We start from the raw sequence: 16,670 nt of genomic DNA, 5'->3' as shown, positions 1-16,670 counted from the left end.
CCTACTTACCGGAATGCTTATGAAAAAGCGTCAGAAGAAACACTACCAAACTAACGGCGAACGGTAGTTACACGTCGGTTATTGAAGGAGGGGACTATGGACAAAGAGAAACTCATCCGTAAATTTGATAATCAATCCAAAATTTATGAAGCGCGAAGGAAGAACCGTCAGAACGGAAGTTGGAAGGAGTATACGGATGAATAGAAAATGGATAGTTAGCTTAGCAGGATGTGCATGGGTCGCAGTGGGTTTCACCTTTTCAACTGCCTCGGCAGCGGCTTCGACTGATCTGCCAGAAACGCAGGTCATTACCACCGTGAAGGATGCTCCATTTTATGCCCAGATGTCAGAAGAAACACCCACGGGTGCTGTAAGTAGTTTTCAAACACTTAAAGTCAAGGAAACGGTAGGTGACGGCAAGGTCGTTTGGTACAAAGTAGAAACCTGGCTGGGCGAGCAATGGATGCCTAGAAAAGATGGTGTGGTCGTACTCGGAAAAATCGATTCCATGGACTACAATGCGCACACTTTGAACGTTGAGAGGATTTATGATTCGCCATATTCCATGGAACAGGAACTCATGACGCTTCCCCCACAAGCGGTGCACATTACCGGGCACTATGACAGATGGTATCGATTCAACACGGAAGACGGGAAGGTGTGGTGGCTCTATTCTCCTTTGCTGCAAGAGGAAATCCGAGAGGAATCCGCTGATTTCGATATGCTTCTCACCCGCGATGAACAATTGTATGAAATTCCTTACCTTACAAAAGCGCCAATGACTCTCGCTCCGCAAACCGTTCATGTTCTTGCCCAGTGGGACACAGGAATAGAGGGGTACCGCTTCAGGGAAATCGTTTGGTATAAGATTCAAACGGATCAAGGACCTCTATGGGTGCAGCCGAAAGGCGAAAAAGCCGGCGTCAAGCCTGTACATGAGTTCATTGTACTACCTACAGGAGGCTATGGTACAACTGCACCAGAATTGGACGATCAATTGATATGGTTCGAAGCGGGGAGCAAGTTGGAGGCATGGGCTCGCTGGGGGGATTGGTTTCAGATTAAGACCGGCACTGCGAAAAATGTTTGGGTCAATCCGAGTTGGTCACTTCATAAGCGCCCTCTCGGAACGGCAGCTTCTAGCGAAATAATGCATTTTAACGAGGAAACGGCCGCCTATAACTATCCAAGCCCTGAAGCTGTCGTTCATCCAAAAGGTTACTATGCTCCGCAGGAGGTGCAAAGTATAGCTAAATGGTCTGGTGATGACATTCTGGACTGGTACTTATTCCGCGGTTCTGACGGAGACCTGTGGGTTCCGAAGCCTCGAAACGCCACCGACAGGTCATTGGTAGGAAGTTGGAGATTGTATCAGTCGCAGCAAGGCGAGGCGGCTAGAGATCCACAAAAAGCTCCTCTTGAAATCACTCTGACGAAATATTCGCAGAGGCATAGCTTTTACCAAGATGAGAGCATTCCATTTACACTTCAAGTACGAAACATATCGGCTCAAACGTTAACCGTTTCACCGACTGAGTTTGAAATAGAAATCTTTAAACTTGGGGGGGGACCGGGAGAAGCATTGAAACATCTGGAGAAGAATGAACTTGTATGGAAAAGAAAGCTGCCGCCACTTTCAGCGGCGTTTCCAGAAAGCATGAGCTCGCAATCGATTTTTATTGAATGGGATCAACAGGACACTGGCGGGATACCTGCTGTCCCTGGCGAGTATGCCATGCGGATTGTACCGACTTCCATCCATTTGGAGATGGGGGGAGCGAAAGAGACAAAGATCATAGATGAGGAAGACATTCAAAAGATGATCGGCGATCCGGTTGTTTTCGGAATTATGGCCGGGCATGAGTGGAGTGGGCCATAATGCGGATCAATACGCGAGGCGGTTGACGGCAAAATTACATCAACTAAAGAGCATTGATAATAATAACCAGAGAGCAGACTGCCAGGGGCGGGCTGTTCTCTTTTTTGTGGAAATTCAGAAAACCTTAAGAAATTCCTTCACTCGCTCTAAAGAATGAACAGTTAAGATTAAGGCATCAAACCGAGGAAGGATGAGTAACCTGCAATGATGAGATCCATCGAAGAAAAGTTGTTGTTCTTATACAAGTTTGCAAGAGCGCCGAAACAAACAGGCAGTGTGACGCCAAGCTCTGTATTTTTGGCCGAAAAAATGATTGGAGCAGTCCCTTGGCACGAAGTAGAGTATGCTGCTGAATTGGGGGCAGGCACTGGGGCTATCACCAGGTTCATGAAGAAGAGGATTGATTCATCAACAAAAGTTGTGTTATTCGAGAAGGATCGTTTTTTACGCGAGCAGTTAGCGAGCAAGTTTCAGGATTATACCTGTTACGAAGACGCTTGCAACCTGCAGTCAATATTACAGAAAGAGGGGATTGCCCAGTTGGATTGCATTCTAAGCGGACTACCTTTCTTTAATTTTCCGCAATCCTTGCGCAAGCAGCTTATGAACCAAATTGCAGGGTCACTCAAACCAGGTGGATTATTTATTGCATTCCAATATTCTCAACAAATGAGAAAACAGTTCAGCAGTCAATTTGAAATTGAACATATTCATTTTGTTCCTTTTAATTTTCCACCTGCTTTTGTATACGTGTGTCGTAAAAGTCAAGAGCAGTTTGTGGAGGCTTGTAACTATGAGCTATGATAATTTAGTTTCGCTCATTCAGCAATATGGCTATGTTGCGCTTTTTGTTGCTTTATGGCTGGGTATCGTCGGAATGCCCATTCCGGATGAGGTCGTGGTAATGATAGGAGGGGCAATGACGGCAAACGGGATGCTTCATCCAATACCTGCATTTATTTTAACGTATTTAGGCGTAGTTTCAGGATTGTCTGTAGGCTATGTATTAGGCCGCATTTTCGGCTTATATATACTAGACCGTTTGCGGCGAAAGAAAGGAATGGATAAGTATTTTAATTTTTCTGAGAAATTGATGCAAAAATATGGTAACTTTGCTTTAAGCATTAGTTATTTTTTTCCAATCATACGCCATGTCATGCCTTATATGGCAGGCCTTAATCAGATGTCATTTCGACGATACGCCATTTACTCTTATACAGCAGGGTTCGTGTGGACGTTATTATTCTTTACTATAGGTCATCTCGTGGGTGATCATGCACAGAGAATCGGCATGCTCATTTATTCATACGGGCTCCAATTCTTATGGCTGCCGCTTGCACTTATTTTGATTAAAGTGTTTTTAAGGAGGAAACGAAATGAAACAGACCGTGCTAGTGGCCGACGATGATCTTGAAATTCGGGATGTCATCCGCATTTATTTGCAAAACGAAGGTTATTCTGTTTTTGAGGCTGAGAACGGAGTGGAGGCATTGGAGTTGCTTCGACGCGAAACCGTGAATCTCATTATTTTGGATGTGATGATGCCACGGATGGACGGGATAAAAGCTTGTTTTAAAATGAGAGAAATAACGAGCGCTCCGATCATTATGCTATCTGCGAAAGGGGAAGATATTGATAAAATAACGGGTTTGACAACAGGAGCAGACGATTATGTGGCCAAACCATTCAATCCGTTAGAGCTGATTGCACGAGTTAAAGCACATCTCCGCAGGCAGTCATTGACGGGGGCAAATGGCAGTAAAGCTTCTGACAATGCGATTCTCGAATTGGATAATTTAATCATAGACATAAGTCGACATCACGTTTCTGTACGTGGGAAAGAAATATATCTTACTCCACTTGAGTTTTCCATTCTTGAGCTCTTAGCAAGCCATCGAGGGCAAGTCTTTAATATAGAAAAAATTTATCAAAGTGTTTGGAAAGAGGACAAATTTTTATCTGATAATACGGTGATGGTTCATATACGGAATATCCGTGAGAAAATTGAAAACAATCCGCGTGAACCTCAATACGTCAAAACCGTTTGGGGAGTGGGGTACAAAGTTGATTAGAGACTTCATTTCAATGCTGAACTGGAACAAAAACATTCGGGCTAAATTATTTTTCTTAGCTGTTCTAAGCTTTTTCCTTGCAGTGTTTATTTCAATTGCTCTCGACAATTTTGTAGCGATTCTTGTAGGTACTAAAACAGGTTTATTGCTTCTTATCATTGCATTTGTGTTTTTCTTTTTCATGTTTACCCGTCCTATTGTTCGCTATTTAAGAACGTTGACCGACGGACTTATGTCTATAGCTAATGGAAATTTGGATTGTCGAGTTCCTTTGTTAAGGCAGGATGAGTTGGGAGATGTTGCGCGAAATATTAATTATATGGCTGACCAGCTTCAAAGCATGATGCAAAGAGAACGCCAAATCGAAAGTTCGAAAATGGAGCTTATCACAAATGTTTCCCATGATTTGCGTACGCCTTTGACAAGTATGATTGGATATTTGAATTTGTTGAATACGGACGATTACCAAAATCTTGACGAGCATAAACGTTATATTAACAACGCACTGAACAAAACACAGCAATTGAAAAAGCTTATTGACGATTTGTTTGAATATACTCATCTGACGAGCGGCGCTGCGCGATTATCATTTCAAACGATTGATATAGTCGGCTTATTGGAACAAATCATCATAGAATTCGAACCGATCGCGAAGGAGTATGAACTTACGGTCGAAAAAGTGTGGGAATTGAAACAAGTTTATGGAACCGTGGATGTGGAGAAGTTCGTTCGGACAATCGATAATTTGCTGATGAATGCGTTGAAGTTTTCTTACAAACCTGGTGAAATCACTGTTCTTCTTTCTGAACGGGAAGATCATATTTACATCGCAGTTGAAAACCAAGGAAAGCCGATCACGAAGGAGCAAGAGCAGTTATTGTTTGAACGGTTCTATAAAGCTGAACCCTCGCGACAGGATTATCAGGTCCCGCAAGGCTCTGGGCTTGGGCTGTCGATAGCTAAAAACATCGTAGAGCTGCATGGAGGGCGGATGGGTTTAGAACATCATGAGGGACATTTTATATTTTTCATAGAAATTCCACGAGTAAGTTGATGAGAGTTTACCTCTGAGAGCGAGTTCTGCTCTCAGACGCTTCAACCGTCAGGGGATTGCTTACCGGCTGTGGAGGGACGTCAGCCTATTTATTGGTTGACTGGGTAATTTTCACAAAAATTAGTTGCAATACCTCCCTATTCATTGTAAACTGAAATTAGTTGCAATAACATCCTATTAGGAAGAGGGATCATATGAGCGAGCTTTGGAAGCAGAATGACAAGGGCGCAGAGGAATCGCACGGTCAATACATTTCAGCCATCTACCGGCACATGCAGGTATTGATCTCATCCGAGTTGGCGCCATATCGAATCGGGAGTGGACAGTATATTTTTCTGATGGCGATTGCATTTCAGCAGCCGATCACTCAGAAGGCGTTAAACGAAAAGCTGTTCATTGACAAAACGACTACCGCCAAGGCGATTACCAAGCTGGAAGAAGAAGGTTACGTGCGGAGGGAAACCGATCCCGCCGACAATCGTTATCATTTGCTTTATTTGACGGACTCAGGACGTGAGGTGGTGCCTAAAGTGCAGGAAGCACTTGCACGCGTGAAGAACAAAACCCGGAAAGGTATCACCGATGAGGAGTATGACTTGTTCATAAACTTGCTGAATATCGTGCTACGCAATCTGACCGAGCAGGAGGAGAGGTAGAATCGATGGGTACAGGGGAGTAGACTTGACGGAAGAGCTATTGACTATTGAAGGGAGAGATGAAAAATGATTAACGAGGCATTCCCTTACGAGAAAAAGCGAATTCAAGTATTAGGCCAAGACATGGCTTATGTGGAAGCAGGGAGCGGCGACCCGATCGTCTTCCTGCACGGCAATCCGGCATCTTCCTATCTCTGGCGTAACATCATTCCTTATGCCCAGAACTTTGGCCGTTGCATAGCGCCTGATCTCATTGGCATGGGCGATTCCTCAAAGCTTCCGGACAGCGGGCCTCACGCGTACACCTTTTCTGAGCACCGCCGCTATCTTGACGAGCTGCTTGATCAACTTTGCGTGGGCGAGAGTGTAACTTTCGTGGTGCACGATTGGGGATCAGCACTGGGCTTCGATTGGAGCAAGCGCCATCCCGACGCGGTCAAAGGCATCGCTTACATGGAGGCGATTATTAAATCGCGCAGTTGGAGTGAAATTCCGGAGAATGGACGCAAAATCTTCCAGACGCTACGGACGGCGGAAGGGGAGCGAATGGTACTAGAGCAAAATACGTTCATCGAATTCAACTTACCGGTCAACATATTACGCACGCTGACGGATGAAGAGATGGCACAGTACCGCAAACCATTCCAGGAGCCGGGCGAGAGCCGACGTCCTATGCTCAGTTGGGCACGCCAACTTCCGTTCGACGGAGATCCTGCTGATGTAACGGAGATTGTCACCGAGTATGGTGAATGGCTGGCACAAAGCGCTGTTCCCAAACTATTCATTCAATGCGACCCCGGCTTATTACCGCAATCCCATATCGATTTCTGCCGAACATGGCCGTCGCAGTCCGAAGTTACTGTGCCAGGCCGCCACTATCCCCAAGAAGACGCACCCGATGAAGTTGGCGAAGCGCTTGCCTTATGGCTGAAAAGTTTAGTTTAGAGCTATGTATAACGCATTTAGGGTGGTCATTGTCAAAGGTGTTGTTCCACCAAATGAGTTCAAAAATTAACAGTTTTTGATTAAGCTAGCGTGAAGATAGTTTAATCACGACATGACGGCAGCCGGCAGAAGATGAACTGCACCCAATTGTTACTTGTGACTAACAAAATGGGGTACAGTTCACAGAGCGGCTGCACTTTTTTATCTAACAGACATGCTAATCAATACGTGGAAGGATATTGAAGCTGTTTTACAGAAATAAGGAATAACATCTTTTACAAAAAGCGGTGATCCGTCTGAACAAGGTCATTCCGAACAAAATACATATTATTGGCTCAGTGGGTAGCGGAAAAACAACTCTTGCTAGAAATTTATCCCGGAAATACAGTGTTCCTTACTATGAATTAGATAATGTAGTTTGGATAAGGCATGGATCTGAAGATATTAGAAGATCTGACGAAGAAAGAGATAAGTACTTAGACAATATAATCCGTTCAGACCGATGGATTGTAGAAGGTGCTCATAGCCATGTTTGGGTTTTCAAAAGCTTTCAGAATGCTAATTTAATTATTTTCCTAGACACCCCGTATGTGCTAAGAATATTTAGGATTACAAAGAGATATTTCTTGCAAAAACTAGGGATCGAAAAAGCGAATTACAAACCAACATTTAAGATTTTCATGAAGATGTTCGAATGGAATGCTAGATTCGAAAAACAAAGTAAACCGATGATCTTGAATTTGCTCAATCAGGATAACATTAAGTCGATAATTTTAAAGGACAACAGAATGATTGACCAATACTTTAAATGAGTAGAGAACATGTAAACATCGTTTTAGAAAGGTGGGAGAAATAGTGCTTCTTCCTAGAATATCTAGATAAAGAATAAGAGGGAGAGAGCTCAATGGAGGAACTCAAATTTTTTACGGATTATAAAAACAATGAAACACTTAGAAAGAGTTTTTTTGAACTAGCGGATAGAACCTTTGGATTAAAGTTTGAAAGTTGGTATCAAAAAGGATTTTGGGACGAGCAACGATATATCCCATTTTCTTATGTCGATGGTGATGTAGTTATTGCCAATGTTTCGGTAAATATTCTTGATTTTATAATGAATGATGAAAAGAAAAAAGCTATACAAATTGGAACTGTAATGACTCATCCTGATTATCGGAAAAGGGGATTATCTGCAAGTTTAATGAATAAAGTTCTAGAGGAATATGAGAACAAGTACGATTTTATGTACCTCTTTGCGAATAAAGCTGTTCTTGATTTTTACCCTAAGTTTGGGTTTAATGCAGTTGAAGAAAATATATTTTCCATGAAAATTACACCGAATCAATGTGCAGATAAAGGTGTCAAAAGACTAAACGGAAAACTAACAGATGAGTTAGATTTTATTTATAATTTTTCATCGAAAAGAATCCCTATTTCTCAACGATTTGGAACTGATCATTCTCAAGGAATTTTTATGTACTATTGCTTGAACGTCTTTAGTGATGACATTTATTATCTAGAAGAAGAGGATGTTATTGTTATCTATATAAAGGAAAATAATCAAATAGATATTTTCGATATTATCAGTCGTAAGGAATTTAACATTCAAGATATTTTAAAGAAGATTGCAGGCAATGAGATTGAAAGAGTAGTTTTTCATTTCACCCCTGATTATCCAAATATCAACACTGAGAGTAACAGTTATCAAGGTAGTGAGGTTTTGTTTGTAAAAATAAATGGTGAAAATCATTTTCCGCCACACTTTAAGCACCCAATTACATCTCAAGCGTAAGTAAGATAACATATCGGACTAAACTACATGGAGGTTGGGAGATGCAAATTCCGGTCAGGTTAGTAAAACCATCAGCTAACTACAAGGATGAATACATATCGTTTTATGAAGATTGGAAATCGAGTGGCGAAGATATGGTTCCATGGGTTGTAGAGAAAGACCCTTATGATTTCGCTGTCATGCTGAATTTTTTATACTCGCAAGATTCAGAAGATAAGATAATTGACGAAAGTTTTGTTCCTCACTCTACATACTGGCTAATAAATGATGATTTACAAAAGATTATTGGTGTAGTAAATGTAAGGCATAAACTTAACGTTAAACTGCTGAATAGTGGCGGGCATATTGGATATGGAATACGACCGTCGGAAAGAAGAAAAGGTTATGCATCTGCACTTTTAGCATTATCCTTAGAACTAACAAAAAAATTGGGACTAGAAAAAGTTCTTCTTGTTTGCGATAAGGATAATTATGCATCAGAAAAAACCATTTTAAAAAACGGTGGTCGATTTGAATCGGAATATGTCGAGGATAACGGAAATATTGTTAGACGCTTTTGGATCCAGCTTTAATGGGCTTGTCTTACGCTAACGGTTAACGACAGATAAACAGGAAGAGCTAAATAAACCAGTCCGAAAAAGCTTGAGAAATCAAGCTTTTTTTTTATGCAGGGAAATTATTGTCTAGCAACATAGATTTACGATTTAACTAACATTCATTGTAAAAAGGAAAATTTTCCAGTGTGTCGAATACATTAATTCTGGATGTCATTTCAGCATATATTTCAGAGAGAGGGACAGGTGAGTTTGTGAAGGAGCGGAGTTGGACAAAGAGAGTTTCTTTATTATTCGTCGTATTGGTAATTTTTGTAAGTGGGTGTAAGTCCATTGGAGACTTCGACGTTAACAAAGCGCTGACGGAGGCTGTTATCGCGAAATCCATGGAAGGCACAGGCGAGTTCTCGCTCAATCTCATACGGGATGAAAAGGCTCAAGTTCCAGCGGAAGAACAGGCCATGCTTAAATTATTTGAAACAACGAAGTTCAAATTCGATTCGATCAAGATGGAAAGTTCCACACGGGTTTCTATTAAGGGTTTAGCGTCTATCCGTACATATAGCATCCCTTTCCAAGCTTCAGTGTCGGAAGAACAAATAGTCCTGCAAATCGATGGAGGCAAAAAGCCGATCGTATTCCAGCTTCAGGATGAAGCTTCTAACGCTTCGATGAAAGCGTTCGTAACCGAGCTGCAATCGAAGTTGAAAGACGGGAAATTGTCGAACAGCATGATGTCATATTTGATCAAACAGTTACCCAACCCAAGCAAGCTGAATGTGGACAATGTGGTCGAAACGATCAACGGGGAGAAGGTATCCTTACATAAGCTGCATGGAGAAATCACGGGCAAAGAGCTGCTGCCATTGGCAAAATCGTTCATCAAAAATATGATGAAGGATGATCAGGCGCTCAAAGAGTTGATCGGACAGCTATATGACGCCTTGTATCCGATGATTTCGGCGGAGTGGGAGAAGGCGCTGGCGGCAAATTCATCGAAAAAGGGGAACTTTTCGAAAGATGCCGATCATTTAGATGAGATGGACGATATGCCAAACCTTGGCATCAATCCGTTGAATCAATTCAAATCAACCGTGGAACCGATCATGACCGGAGTCAAAGCCGTGTTGGACGATCGCGATAGTGCAATTGAAGTGATCCACACCGAAGTGAAGCAGATATTTGTTATTCTACTTGTCGCTTTGGAAACTCTTGGCCATGATGATAAGAAGCCTTGGGAAGCCACATTTAACGAGAGTTCGTATATGAATACGGATCTTTACTTTGACAACAGCCTTAAGCTGCGGAAGTCGAACACAACCGTGATGATTGCGCCGCAGTTAGAAGTTACGCAAGGGGTATCTGCTGTGAAGATCACGATGTCATCGGAGAACTGGAACGTGAACGGCAAAGTAAAGGCGGATGTGATCGCAACCGACGGAGGAAGTCTAGTTCTGGATAAAGCGTCGAAGCCAAATGATATATTGAAAAATTTCGACCCGAAATCGGCGATCTATCAACTACTGAAACAAGATCTGAAAATAGGGAAGGTGTCATTTCCTCTATTTCTGGGTAACGGGGAGTATTTCCCTAAATCGCAACAGCCTTTCATCGAAAATGGGGTAACCATGGTGCCGACACGGTTCATCAGTGAGCGCTTAAATGCCGAATTGGCATGGGACTCAGTCACGCAAAACATTACGATAACCGATCCCGAAACCTCACGAACAATTGTTCTGCACATTGGTAGTAATGTAGCGATCGTGGATGGCAAAAACATGGACATGGAACAAGCTGTGTTAACGAAAGATGACCAGAGCTTTGTTCCGTTGACCTTCATCGTCACTCAGTTCGGCGGAAAGACGGAGTGGAACAATGAAATGCGAATGATTCAGGTAACAAGGGATTAGAAGGATATAGATAAAATTGAGGGATTTTCTTGTCATTAAACATCGTGCTCGGTAAAATGGGCACGGTGTTTTTACTATTTCATAGAGTGAAAATAACCTGCGTATTATTTAGGGAATTGGGAAACATTAGGTGTAGATAATTATTGTGTCGCAGAATATTTTGAGAAGCATTTCTAAGTGAAAACAGTTTCCCGAGACAATGTGAAATGGAGGAAGGCACAGAACATGTCAGTCACAGTCAAAAAAATAATAAGAGGGATCTCAATAATAAGTGTTATAACTGCAGCGGTTGTTGGTTGCTCCAATAAATCAGGGGATCGCACGCAAGAAACCGCTTCAGCAACACCTAAGAGCACCAATGCTGCTTCAGAGGACTTGTTGGCATCGATTAAAAAGTCAGGCAAAATCAGAATTGGCTTGATGGGGACGTACGCACCCTACAATTTTCTCAATGATAAACATGAAGTGGACGGATTCGATGCCGACGTCGCAAAGGAAGTAGCCAAGAGGATCGGTGTTCAAGCTGATTTCGTTACGGGTGAGTTTTCCGGGTTAATAGAAGGGCTGCAAACAAACAAGTATGACGCGCTCGTCAGCCAAGTCACCATTACGGACGATCGCAAGAAAACGATGGATTTCTCTATGCCCTACATAAAAAACAGCGTGAGTGTCATAGTTAAAAATGATAATACCTCTGTGAAGGGGATTGAAGATTTTAAAGGGAAGAAAATTGGGGTTGGTCTTGGAACAAATGATGAGACTTATTTACGCAACGAAGTACTGCCGAAGGTCGGCACCTTTAATATCGTGACCTATAACGATGTAATTACGTCGCTTACGGATTTGAATGCGGGTAGAATCGATGCCACAATCAACAATGTTTTTGCCATTCAACCGTTGATAGAAAAGAATCATTTTCAGATTAAAACTGTAGGTGCTTCAGTAAAAGATGACTTTGCCGGTATCGCGATTCGTAAAAATAACGCTGAATTCTTAAGTGCATTGAATAATGCATTGACCGAAATGAAATCAGACGGAGCGTTTAAACAAATATTCCAAAAATGGTTTAAAGTCGATCCTAACATCTGAGCATCAGTGCGTAGGAGGATGCATGCATGGAGCTTGTTTTGCAAAATCTCGACTTTCTATTGAAGGGTGCGTATTATACGCTGTTGATCACCATGGTGTCGATGTTTTTCGGCTTCATTCTTGCTTTGATTTTGGCGTTTGCTCGTCTAAAAGGAAGCCTCGTTGTGAGGAATATCGCGATGTTTTATGTTTCTGTTTTTCGGGGAACGCCAATTCTCGTCCAAATTTTCATCATCTACTATGGCTTACCGGATTATGGCATTCGTTTTGGTCCCCTTACAGCCGCTATTCTTTCACTCAGTCTCAATATTGGCGCTTTTTTATCGGAGACTTTCCGCGGTGCCATTCTATCTGTCAGCAAGGGGCAGACGGAAGCTGCGATGTCACTAGGTCTTACCTCTTGGCAAACGACCTATAAGGTTATACTGCCGCAAGCCGCGCGAGTAGCGATACCCCCAATGGGCAACACATTCATCGGGATGCTCAAGGAAACATCGCTCGTTTCTATTGTTACCGTGACGGAGCTGCTTCGTACGGCTCAGCTTTTGATTGCACAGTATTATATCGCCATGCCATTTTATATCGCCATTGCCGTTATGTACTGGGTCATGAGCTTGCTATTTTCCTATCTGCTGACTAGGGTTGAAAAGAAATTATCTAAGGCTTATTAAAGGTGTGAACCGGATGATTGAAGTGAATCAGCTTTCGAAGCGATTTAACGACTTGCAAGTTCTTCAACAGATCGACTTTAAAATGAAGGCCAAAGAAATCGTCGTGCTGCTTGGACCGAGTGGTTCGGGGAAAAGCACGCTGCTCCGTTGTCTCAATGGACTGGAAGAGCCGGATTCCGGGACAATTCGAATGGATGATGTCACATGGAACGCTGCCATGGACAGATCCGCGAAGCGGGAAGCCATTAAACGAATTCGCTTAATGAGCGGGATGGTCTTTCAATCTTTTCATTTATTTTCCCATATGACGGTGCTTCAAAATATTACGATGGCCCCTATGCTGGTTAAAAATAAGAGCGCTAAGCAAGCAGAAGAACTGGCAGAAAGATTACTGACGAAAGTCGGTCTTTTGGAGAAAAAACACGAATATCCTTCACGTCTTTCCGGCGGTCAACAGCAACGAGTAGCGATTGCACGATCGTTAGCCATGCAGCCGAAAGTAATGCTCTTCGATGAGCCGACCTCGGCGCTAGACCCTGAACTGACCAGCGAAGTGCTACAAGTTATGAAGGGGCTTGCTTTGGATGGAATGACGATGATCGTTGTCACTCACGAAATGAAGTTTGCGAGCGAAGTTGCAAATCGGGTTATTTTTATGAGTGATGGCGTTATTCAAGAGGAGGGTAGTCCGAATCAATTCTTCATGCAGCCGCAGACAGAACGTGCTCGTAGATTTCTAAGACAGTTAGGAAATATGTAGTGTTACGCTTTACGTAATTGCAGTCTTGAGTACAGTATCAATGAGAAGACGAAGGAGAGGAGAAAAATACCGTGTCCCATCCCGATGAGCATCATTTAAACACAATTGCGGCAAGAGCACGAATACTGATGGACAAGATGAACTTGGATGCGCTTGTGGCTTCGTCTTATGAAAATTTCTATTATCTTTGCGGACATGAAAGCACATTTATGTATACATTGCGAATGAGCGAAGTCGCTTTAGCTGTCCTATTCCGTGATCCTAGTTCCAAGACAATCATTATCATGAATGATTTTGAAGCGGCTGGCGTATCCAGCGATTTGCCGAATTGTGAGCTGCGCGCTTATCCAACTTGGGTAGATGTCGATGATCCACTCGGTTTGAGGGGTGGCAAGTATGAAGGCAAACGACCGACAGGTCACCAAGCGCAGGAAATGTTTGGTCTGCTACAGAGGACGCTAGCGGAGTATGGCTGCGAGGCTGGCAGAATTGCTGTCGAACTGAACAACATGCGACATTCATCTGTGGAAACGCTGAATCAGGTGGTATCAGAAGGAGAATTAGTGGAAGCCCAGGGGCTGTTCACGGCACTGCGTACGATCAAAACAACGTGGGAAATCGAGCAACTTCGTGCAGCGTGTGCGTTTGCGGAAGCCGGAATAATGGATGCCGTTCAAAGCATTAGGGTAGGCAGCACAGCGAAGGACATCGTGCATGAGTTTCAACTGTCTTTGATGAAAGACGCGAAGGGCTTAGCCGCACGTTTCCATATGATTTCCGTGGGTGCTTCATTTGCACCTGCTCACCGCTTTGAAACTAACCCCGCTAGAACAGGGGATGTCATCAAATTTGATGTTGGAGTGGATGTGAACGGCTACGGGTCCGACATTGCGCGGACTTTCGTTCTAGGCAGTCCCTCAGAAACGATTACCCGTATCTATAGAGCATTGAAGGCTGGCCACGACCGCCTTTTGGAAATCGTGGCACCAGGCATCTCGATGCAAGCAGTCTTCGAGGATGCGATGGGAGTGATCCGACGCTCGGGGCTTCCCAATTACAATCGTGGGCACCTTGGGCATAGCGCAGGTTTAAGCCTCGCGGCCGAAGAGCCGCCTTTCTTAGGCCCGTTAGAAGCGACATTGTTCCAACCTGGAATGGTCGTCTGCCTCGAAACGCCTTATTACGGTTATGGCATTGGTTCCATGATGATCGAGGATATGGTACTTGTCGCAGCTAATGGTTGTGAACGCTTAAATCAGCTTTCCCGAGAGCTCGTTTTGCTGTAAGACTATTGCAGATTCGACGTACAAATGTACTCGTTGCCTGAGCTGCTATTCGTTGATTAAAGAAAAATCGACAATTAAACATAGTGGGACATCTGTCGTTCATACGCTTTCTTAAGGTGTTAACCGTGAGGAGGTCTCCACTCATATGCCCGTAAAAGTAAAACTTCAAAAATTCGTCGATAAACTGCCGATTCCCAAAACCATTTCTCCATTAAAACGAGACAAGAAAGGTTCATATTACGAAGTGACCATGAGGGAATTTACCCAAAAACTGCATCGTGATCTAGGGCCTACCCGCTTATGGGGCTACAACGGAATGTACCCGGGTCCTACTTTTGACGTGAAGAAGGGTGAAACGACATATGTTAAATGGATGAATGATCTGCCCATAAAGCATTTTCTTCCCATCGATACGACCATTCATGGTGCAGAAAAAACACTTCCACAAGTTAGGACTGTGGTTCATTTACATGGCGGAAAACAGCATGACCATAGTGATGGTTACCCTGATGCCTGGTTTACGAGAAATTTTGAACAAACAGGGCCTATGTTTCAAAAAAAAGTATGCGAGTATCCTAACCTTGAAGCCACTACTTTATTTTATCATGACCATACCATGGGGATTACTAGGTTAAACAATTATGCGGGACTTGGAGGTTTTTATATCATTCGTGATAAGCATGAACAATCCCTGAATCTGCCTGTGGGAAAATATGAAATTCCTCTTATGATTCAGGATCGCTCGTTTAACCCGGACGGTTCACTCTTTTACCCCGCTACTCCCGATAAAAACAATCATCGTCTTCCTTATCCTTCAATTGTCACACCGTTTGATGCAGATTACATTTTGGTAAACGGCAAAGTCTCCCCTTATCTGGAAGTAGAACCGCGAAAATACCGATTTCGGATGTTAAATTACTGTAATAGTCGAGCTATTACATTCAAACTGGACTCTGGACAGCCATTTTATCAAATTGGAACAGATCGCGGCTTACTGGAGAGACCAGTGAAAATGAATGAGATCCTCCTTCTAACGACCGAACGTGCGGATGTGATTGTTGATTTTTCTCGATCCTTTGGCAAGACGATTATTCTTAAAAATGTCTTCAAGGGTGCCTCGCCCGAAACAACCGATGTCATGCAGTTTAAAGTAACTACTCCGTTAAAAGGCAAAGATGCCAGCTCCCTTCCTGATCAATTAACGAAAATTGATTTCCTTTCTAGAGAGATGTCAACAAGAACAAGAGATATCACACTCGTTAGGGTGGAGGATGAATATGGAAGATCGCTAAATTTACTTGACAGTAAAGTGTGGAATGATCCTATATCCGAGAAAATGGACTTAGGAACTGTTGAGATCTGGCGGTTAATTAATCTGACTGCGGATGACCACCCCATTCATCTACATGTCGTTGACATGCAAATTCTAGAGCGCCAGCCTTTTGACGATGCTCATTTCCAAGCCACAGGTGAACTTAAGTTTACAGGACCTGCGGTTCCTCCTGAACCTAACGAGAGGGGCTTTAAAGATACGATTCGTGCTCCCACTGGATACGTTACCTCTTTTATCGCGAGATTCGATCCTTTCGCTGGACTTTTCGTATGGCATTGTCACATGCTCGAACATGAAGATTACGATATGATGCGACCATTTGAAATCGTGAAGAAAAAAAATAGACTTAAAAATATACTAATGAAAATGATTAACGGGAAACGATAGCACCACGGGCAGAAAAGGAATTTAGTGCTTTTTCCTAGAATCTCTAGATAAAGAATAAGAGGTAGAGAGCTCAATTACTGTGGAGACATTACCGAGGCTAATGGAAAGTGTATGGGAGAAAAGTAGACACTTCCAAATAACGACAAGCCGAAATGGGAGATGCCTGTTCCGCGAATACGCGGGTTATGGGCATGTCTCTTTCGGCTTGTAATTTTTGCGAATAGCGCTTTTTCCTTTTGTCAACCATTTAATGATTGGGTTCATGTACAGAGAGGAGCCATATCA

At 43.0% G+C, this 16,670-nt stretch carries 16 protein-coding genes; all 16 read left to right on the top strand.

What is annotated here, in order from left to right; genetic code table 11:
* Positions 1 to 196 precede the first annotated feature (196 nt).
* The 16 genes from GC097_RS00660 to GC097_RS00585 all read left to right on the top strand — a co-directional run bounded on the left by GC097_RS00660 (position 197) and on the right by GC097_RS00585 (position 16,385).
* Positions 197 to 1,879: a hypothetical protein gene (locus tag GC097_RS00660; protein WP_171681422.1), complete on the top strand. Its 1,683-nt coding sequence runs from the start codon at positions 197 to 199 to the stop codon at positions 1,877 to 1,879.
* Between the two features lie 204 nt (positions 1,880 to 2,083).
* Complete coding sequence (locus tag GC097_RS00655; protein WP_376768351.1) at positions 2,084 to 2,683, top strand: class I SAM-dependent methyltransferase; 600 nt, start codon at positions 2,084 to 2,086, stop codon at positions 2,681 to 2,683.
* Positions 2,673 to 3,287 carry a DedA family protein gene (locus tag GC097_RS00650; protein ID WP_171681421.1) on the top strand — a complete coding sequence of 205 codons (615 nt, stop codon included), beginning with the start codon at positions 2,673 to 2,675 and terminating at the stop codon, positions 3,285 to 3,287. The genes GC097_RS00655 and GC097_RS00650 overlap by 11 nt, the downstream gene beginning before the upstream one ends.
* Positions 3,256 to 3,951: a response regulator transcription factor gene (locus GC097_RS00645; protein ID WP_171681420.1), complete on the top strand. Its 696-nt coding sequence runs from the start codon at positions 3,256 to 3,258 to the stop codon at positions 3,949 to 3,951. Before GC097_RS00650 ends, GC097_RS00645 begins: the two co-directional genes overlap by 32 nt.
* Positions 3,944 to 5,005 (top strand): sensor histidine kinase, encoded by a 1,062-nt coding sequence (locus GC097_RS00640; RefSeq protein WP_246293861.1) that lies wholly within the window; start codon positions 3,944 to 3,946, stop codon positions 5,003 to 5,005. Before GC097_RS00645 ends, GC097_RS00640 begins: the two co-directional genes overlap by 8 nt.
* A gap of 194 nt (positions 5,006 to 5,199) precedes the next feature.
* Positions 5,200 to 5,661, top strand: coding sequence for a MarR family winged helix-turn-helix transcriptional regulator (locus GC097_RS00635; protein WP_171681419.1), 462 nt, complete (start codon positions 5,200 to 5,202; stop codon positions 5,659 to 5,661).
* A gap of 66 nt (positions 5,662 to 5,727) precedes the next feature.
* The gene (locus GC097_RS00630; protein ID WP_171681418.1) at positions 5,728 to 6,606 is read left to right on the top strand and encodes a haloalkane dehalogenase; all 879 of its coding nucleotides are present in this window, start codon (positions 5,728 to 5,730) and stop codon (positions 6,604 to 6,606) included.
* 296 nt (positions 6,607 to 6,902) lie between these two features.
* On the top strand, positions 6,903 to 7,418 hold the full coding sequence (locus GC097_RS00625) for an AAA family ATPase (RefSeq protein WP_171681755.1): 516 nt from the start codon (positions 6,903 to 6,905) through the stop codon (positions 7,416 to 7,418).
* A gap of 92 nt (positions 7,419 to 7,510) precedes the next feature.
* Positions 7,511 to 8,395 (top strand): GNAT family N-acetyltransferase, encoded by an 885-nt coding sequence (locus GC097_RS00620; protein WP_171681417.1) that lies wholly within the window; start codon positions 7,511 to 7,513, stop codon positions 8,393 to 8,395.
* Between the two features lie 41 nt (positions 8,396 to 8,436).
* A complete protein-coding gene (locus GC097_RS00615; RefSeq protein WP_171681416.1) occupies positions 8,437 to 8,967 on the top strand; it encodes a GNAT family N-acetyltransferase in 531 nt (176 codons plus the stop codon).
* Between the two features lie 284 nt (positions 8,968 to 9,251).
* Positions 9,252 to 10,859: a copper amine oxidase N-terminal domain-containing protein gene (locus GC097_RS00610; protein WP_171681415.1), complete on the top strand. Its 1,608-nt coding sequence runs from the start codon at positions 9,252 to 9,254 to the stop codon at positions 10,857 to 10,859.
* Between the two features lie 225 nt (positions 10,860 to 11,084).
* The gene (locus tag GC097_RS00605; RefSeq protein ID WP_171681414.1) at positions 11,085 to 11,948 is read left to right on the top strand and encodes a transporter substrate-binding domain-containing protein; all 864 of its coding nucleotides are present in this window, start codon (positions 11,085 to 11,087) and stop codon (positions 11,946 to 11,948) included.
* 26 nt (positions 11,949 to 11,974) lie between these two features.
* Entirely contained in the window at positions 11,975 to 12,619 is a 645-nt protein-coding gene (locus tag GC097_RS00600) for an amino acid ABC transporter permease (protein ID WP_171681413.1), read from the top strand.
* Positions 12,620 to 12,632: 13 nt separating this feature from the next.
* The gene (locus GC097_RS00595; RefSeq protein ID WP_171681412.1) at positions 12,633 to 13,379 is read left to right on the top strand and encodes an amino acid ABC transporter ATP-binding protein; all 747 of its coding nucleotides are present in this window, start codon (positions 12,633 to 12,635) and stop codon (positions 13,377 to 13,379) included.
* A 71-nt stretch (positions 13,380 to 13,450) separates the two neighbouring features.
* Complete coding sequence (locus GC097_RS34885; RefSeq protein WP_312875586.1) at positions 13,451 to 14,665, top strand: M24 family metallopeptidase; 1,215 nt, start codon at positions 13,451 to 13,453, stop codon at positions 14,663 to 14,665.
* Positions 14,666 to 14,810: 145 nt separating this feature from the next.
* Positions 14,811 to 16,385: a multicopper oxidase family protein gene (locus tag GC097_RS00585; RefSeq protein WP_171681411.1), complete on the top strand. Its 1,575-nt coding sequence runs from the start codon at positions 14,811 to 14,813 to the stop codon at positions 16,383 to 16,385.
* The last annotated feature ends 285 nt before the right edge of the window (positions 16,386 to 16,670 follow it).

Source organism: Paenibacillus planticolens (assembly GCF_013141725.1).
GTDB classification, from domain to species: Bacteria; Bacillota; Bacilli; order Paenibacillales; family NBRC-103111; genus Paenibacillus_E; species Paenibacillus_E planticolens.
Note: the sequence above shows the minus strand (reverse complement) of the source record. Positions and strands in the feature narration are given on the sequence as shown.

Excerpts from the sequence above, each read along its gene's own strand:
- GC097_RS00660 (WP_171681422.1), top strand. The coding sequence starts at position 197 with ATGAATAGAAAATGGATAGTTAGCTTAGCAGGATGTGCATGGGTCGCA.
- GC097_RS00655 (WP_376768351.1), top strand. The coding sequence starts at position 2,084 with ATGATGAGATCCATCGAAGAAAAGTTGTTGTTCTTATACAAGTTTGCA.
- GC097_RS00650 (WP_171681421.1), top strand. The coding sequence starts at position 2,673 with ATGAGCTATGATAATTTAGTTTCGCTCATTCAGCAATATGGCTATGTT.
- GC097_RS00645 (WP_171681420.1), top strand. The coding sequence starts at position 3,256 with ATGAAACAGACCGTGCTAGTGGCCGACGATGATCTTGAAATTCGGGAT.
- GC097_RS00635 (WP_171681419.1), top strand. The coding sequence starts at position 5,200 with ATGAGCGAGCTTTGGAAGCAGAATGACAAGGGCGCAGAGGAATCGCAC.
- GC097_RS00630 (WP_171681418.1), top strand. The coding sequence starts at position 5,728 with ATGATTAACGAGGCATTCCCTTACGAGAAAAAGCGAATTCAAGTATTA.
- GC097_RS00620 (WP_171681417.1), top strand. The coding sequence starts at position 7,511 with ATGGAGGAACTCAAATTTTTTACGGATTATAAAAACAATGAAACACTT.
- GC097_RS00615 (WP_171681416.1), top strand. The coding sequence starts at position 8,437 with ATGCAAATTCCGGTCAGGTTAGTAAAACCATCAGCTAACTACAAGGAT.
- GC097_RS00605 (WP_171681414.1), top strand. The coding sequence starts at position 11,085 with ATGTCAGTCACAGTCAAAAAAATAATAAGAGGGATCTCAATAATAAGT.
- GC097_RS00600 (WP_171681413.1), top strand. The coding sequence starts at position 11,975 with ATGGAGCTTGTTTTGCAAAATCTCGACTTTCTATTGAAGGGTGCGTAT.
- GC097_RS00595 (WP_171681412.1), top strand. The coding sequence starts at position 12,633 with ATGATTGAAGTGAATCAGCTTTCGAAGCGATTTAACGACTTGCAAGTT.
- GC097_RS00585 (WP_171681411.1), top strand. The coding sequence starts at position 14,811 with ATGCCCGTAAAAGTAAAACTTCAAAAATTCGTCGATAAACTGCCGATT.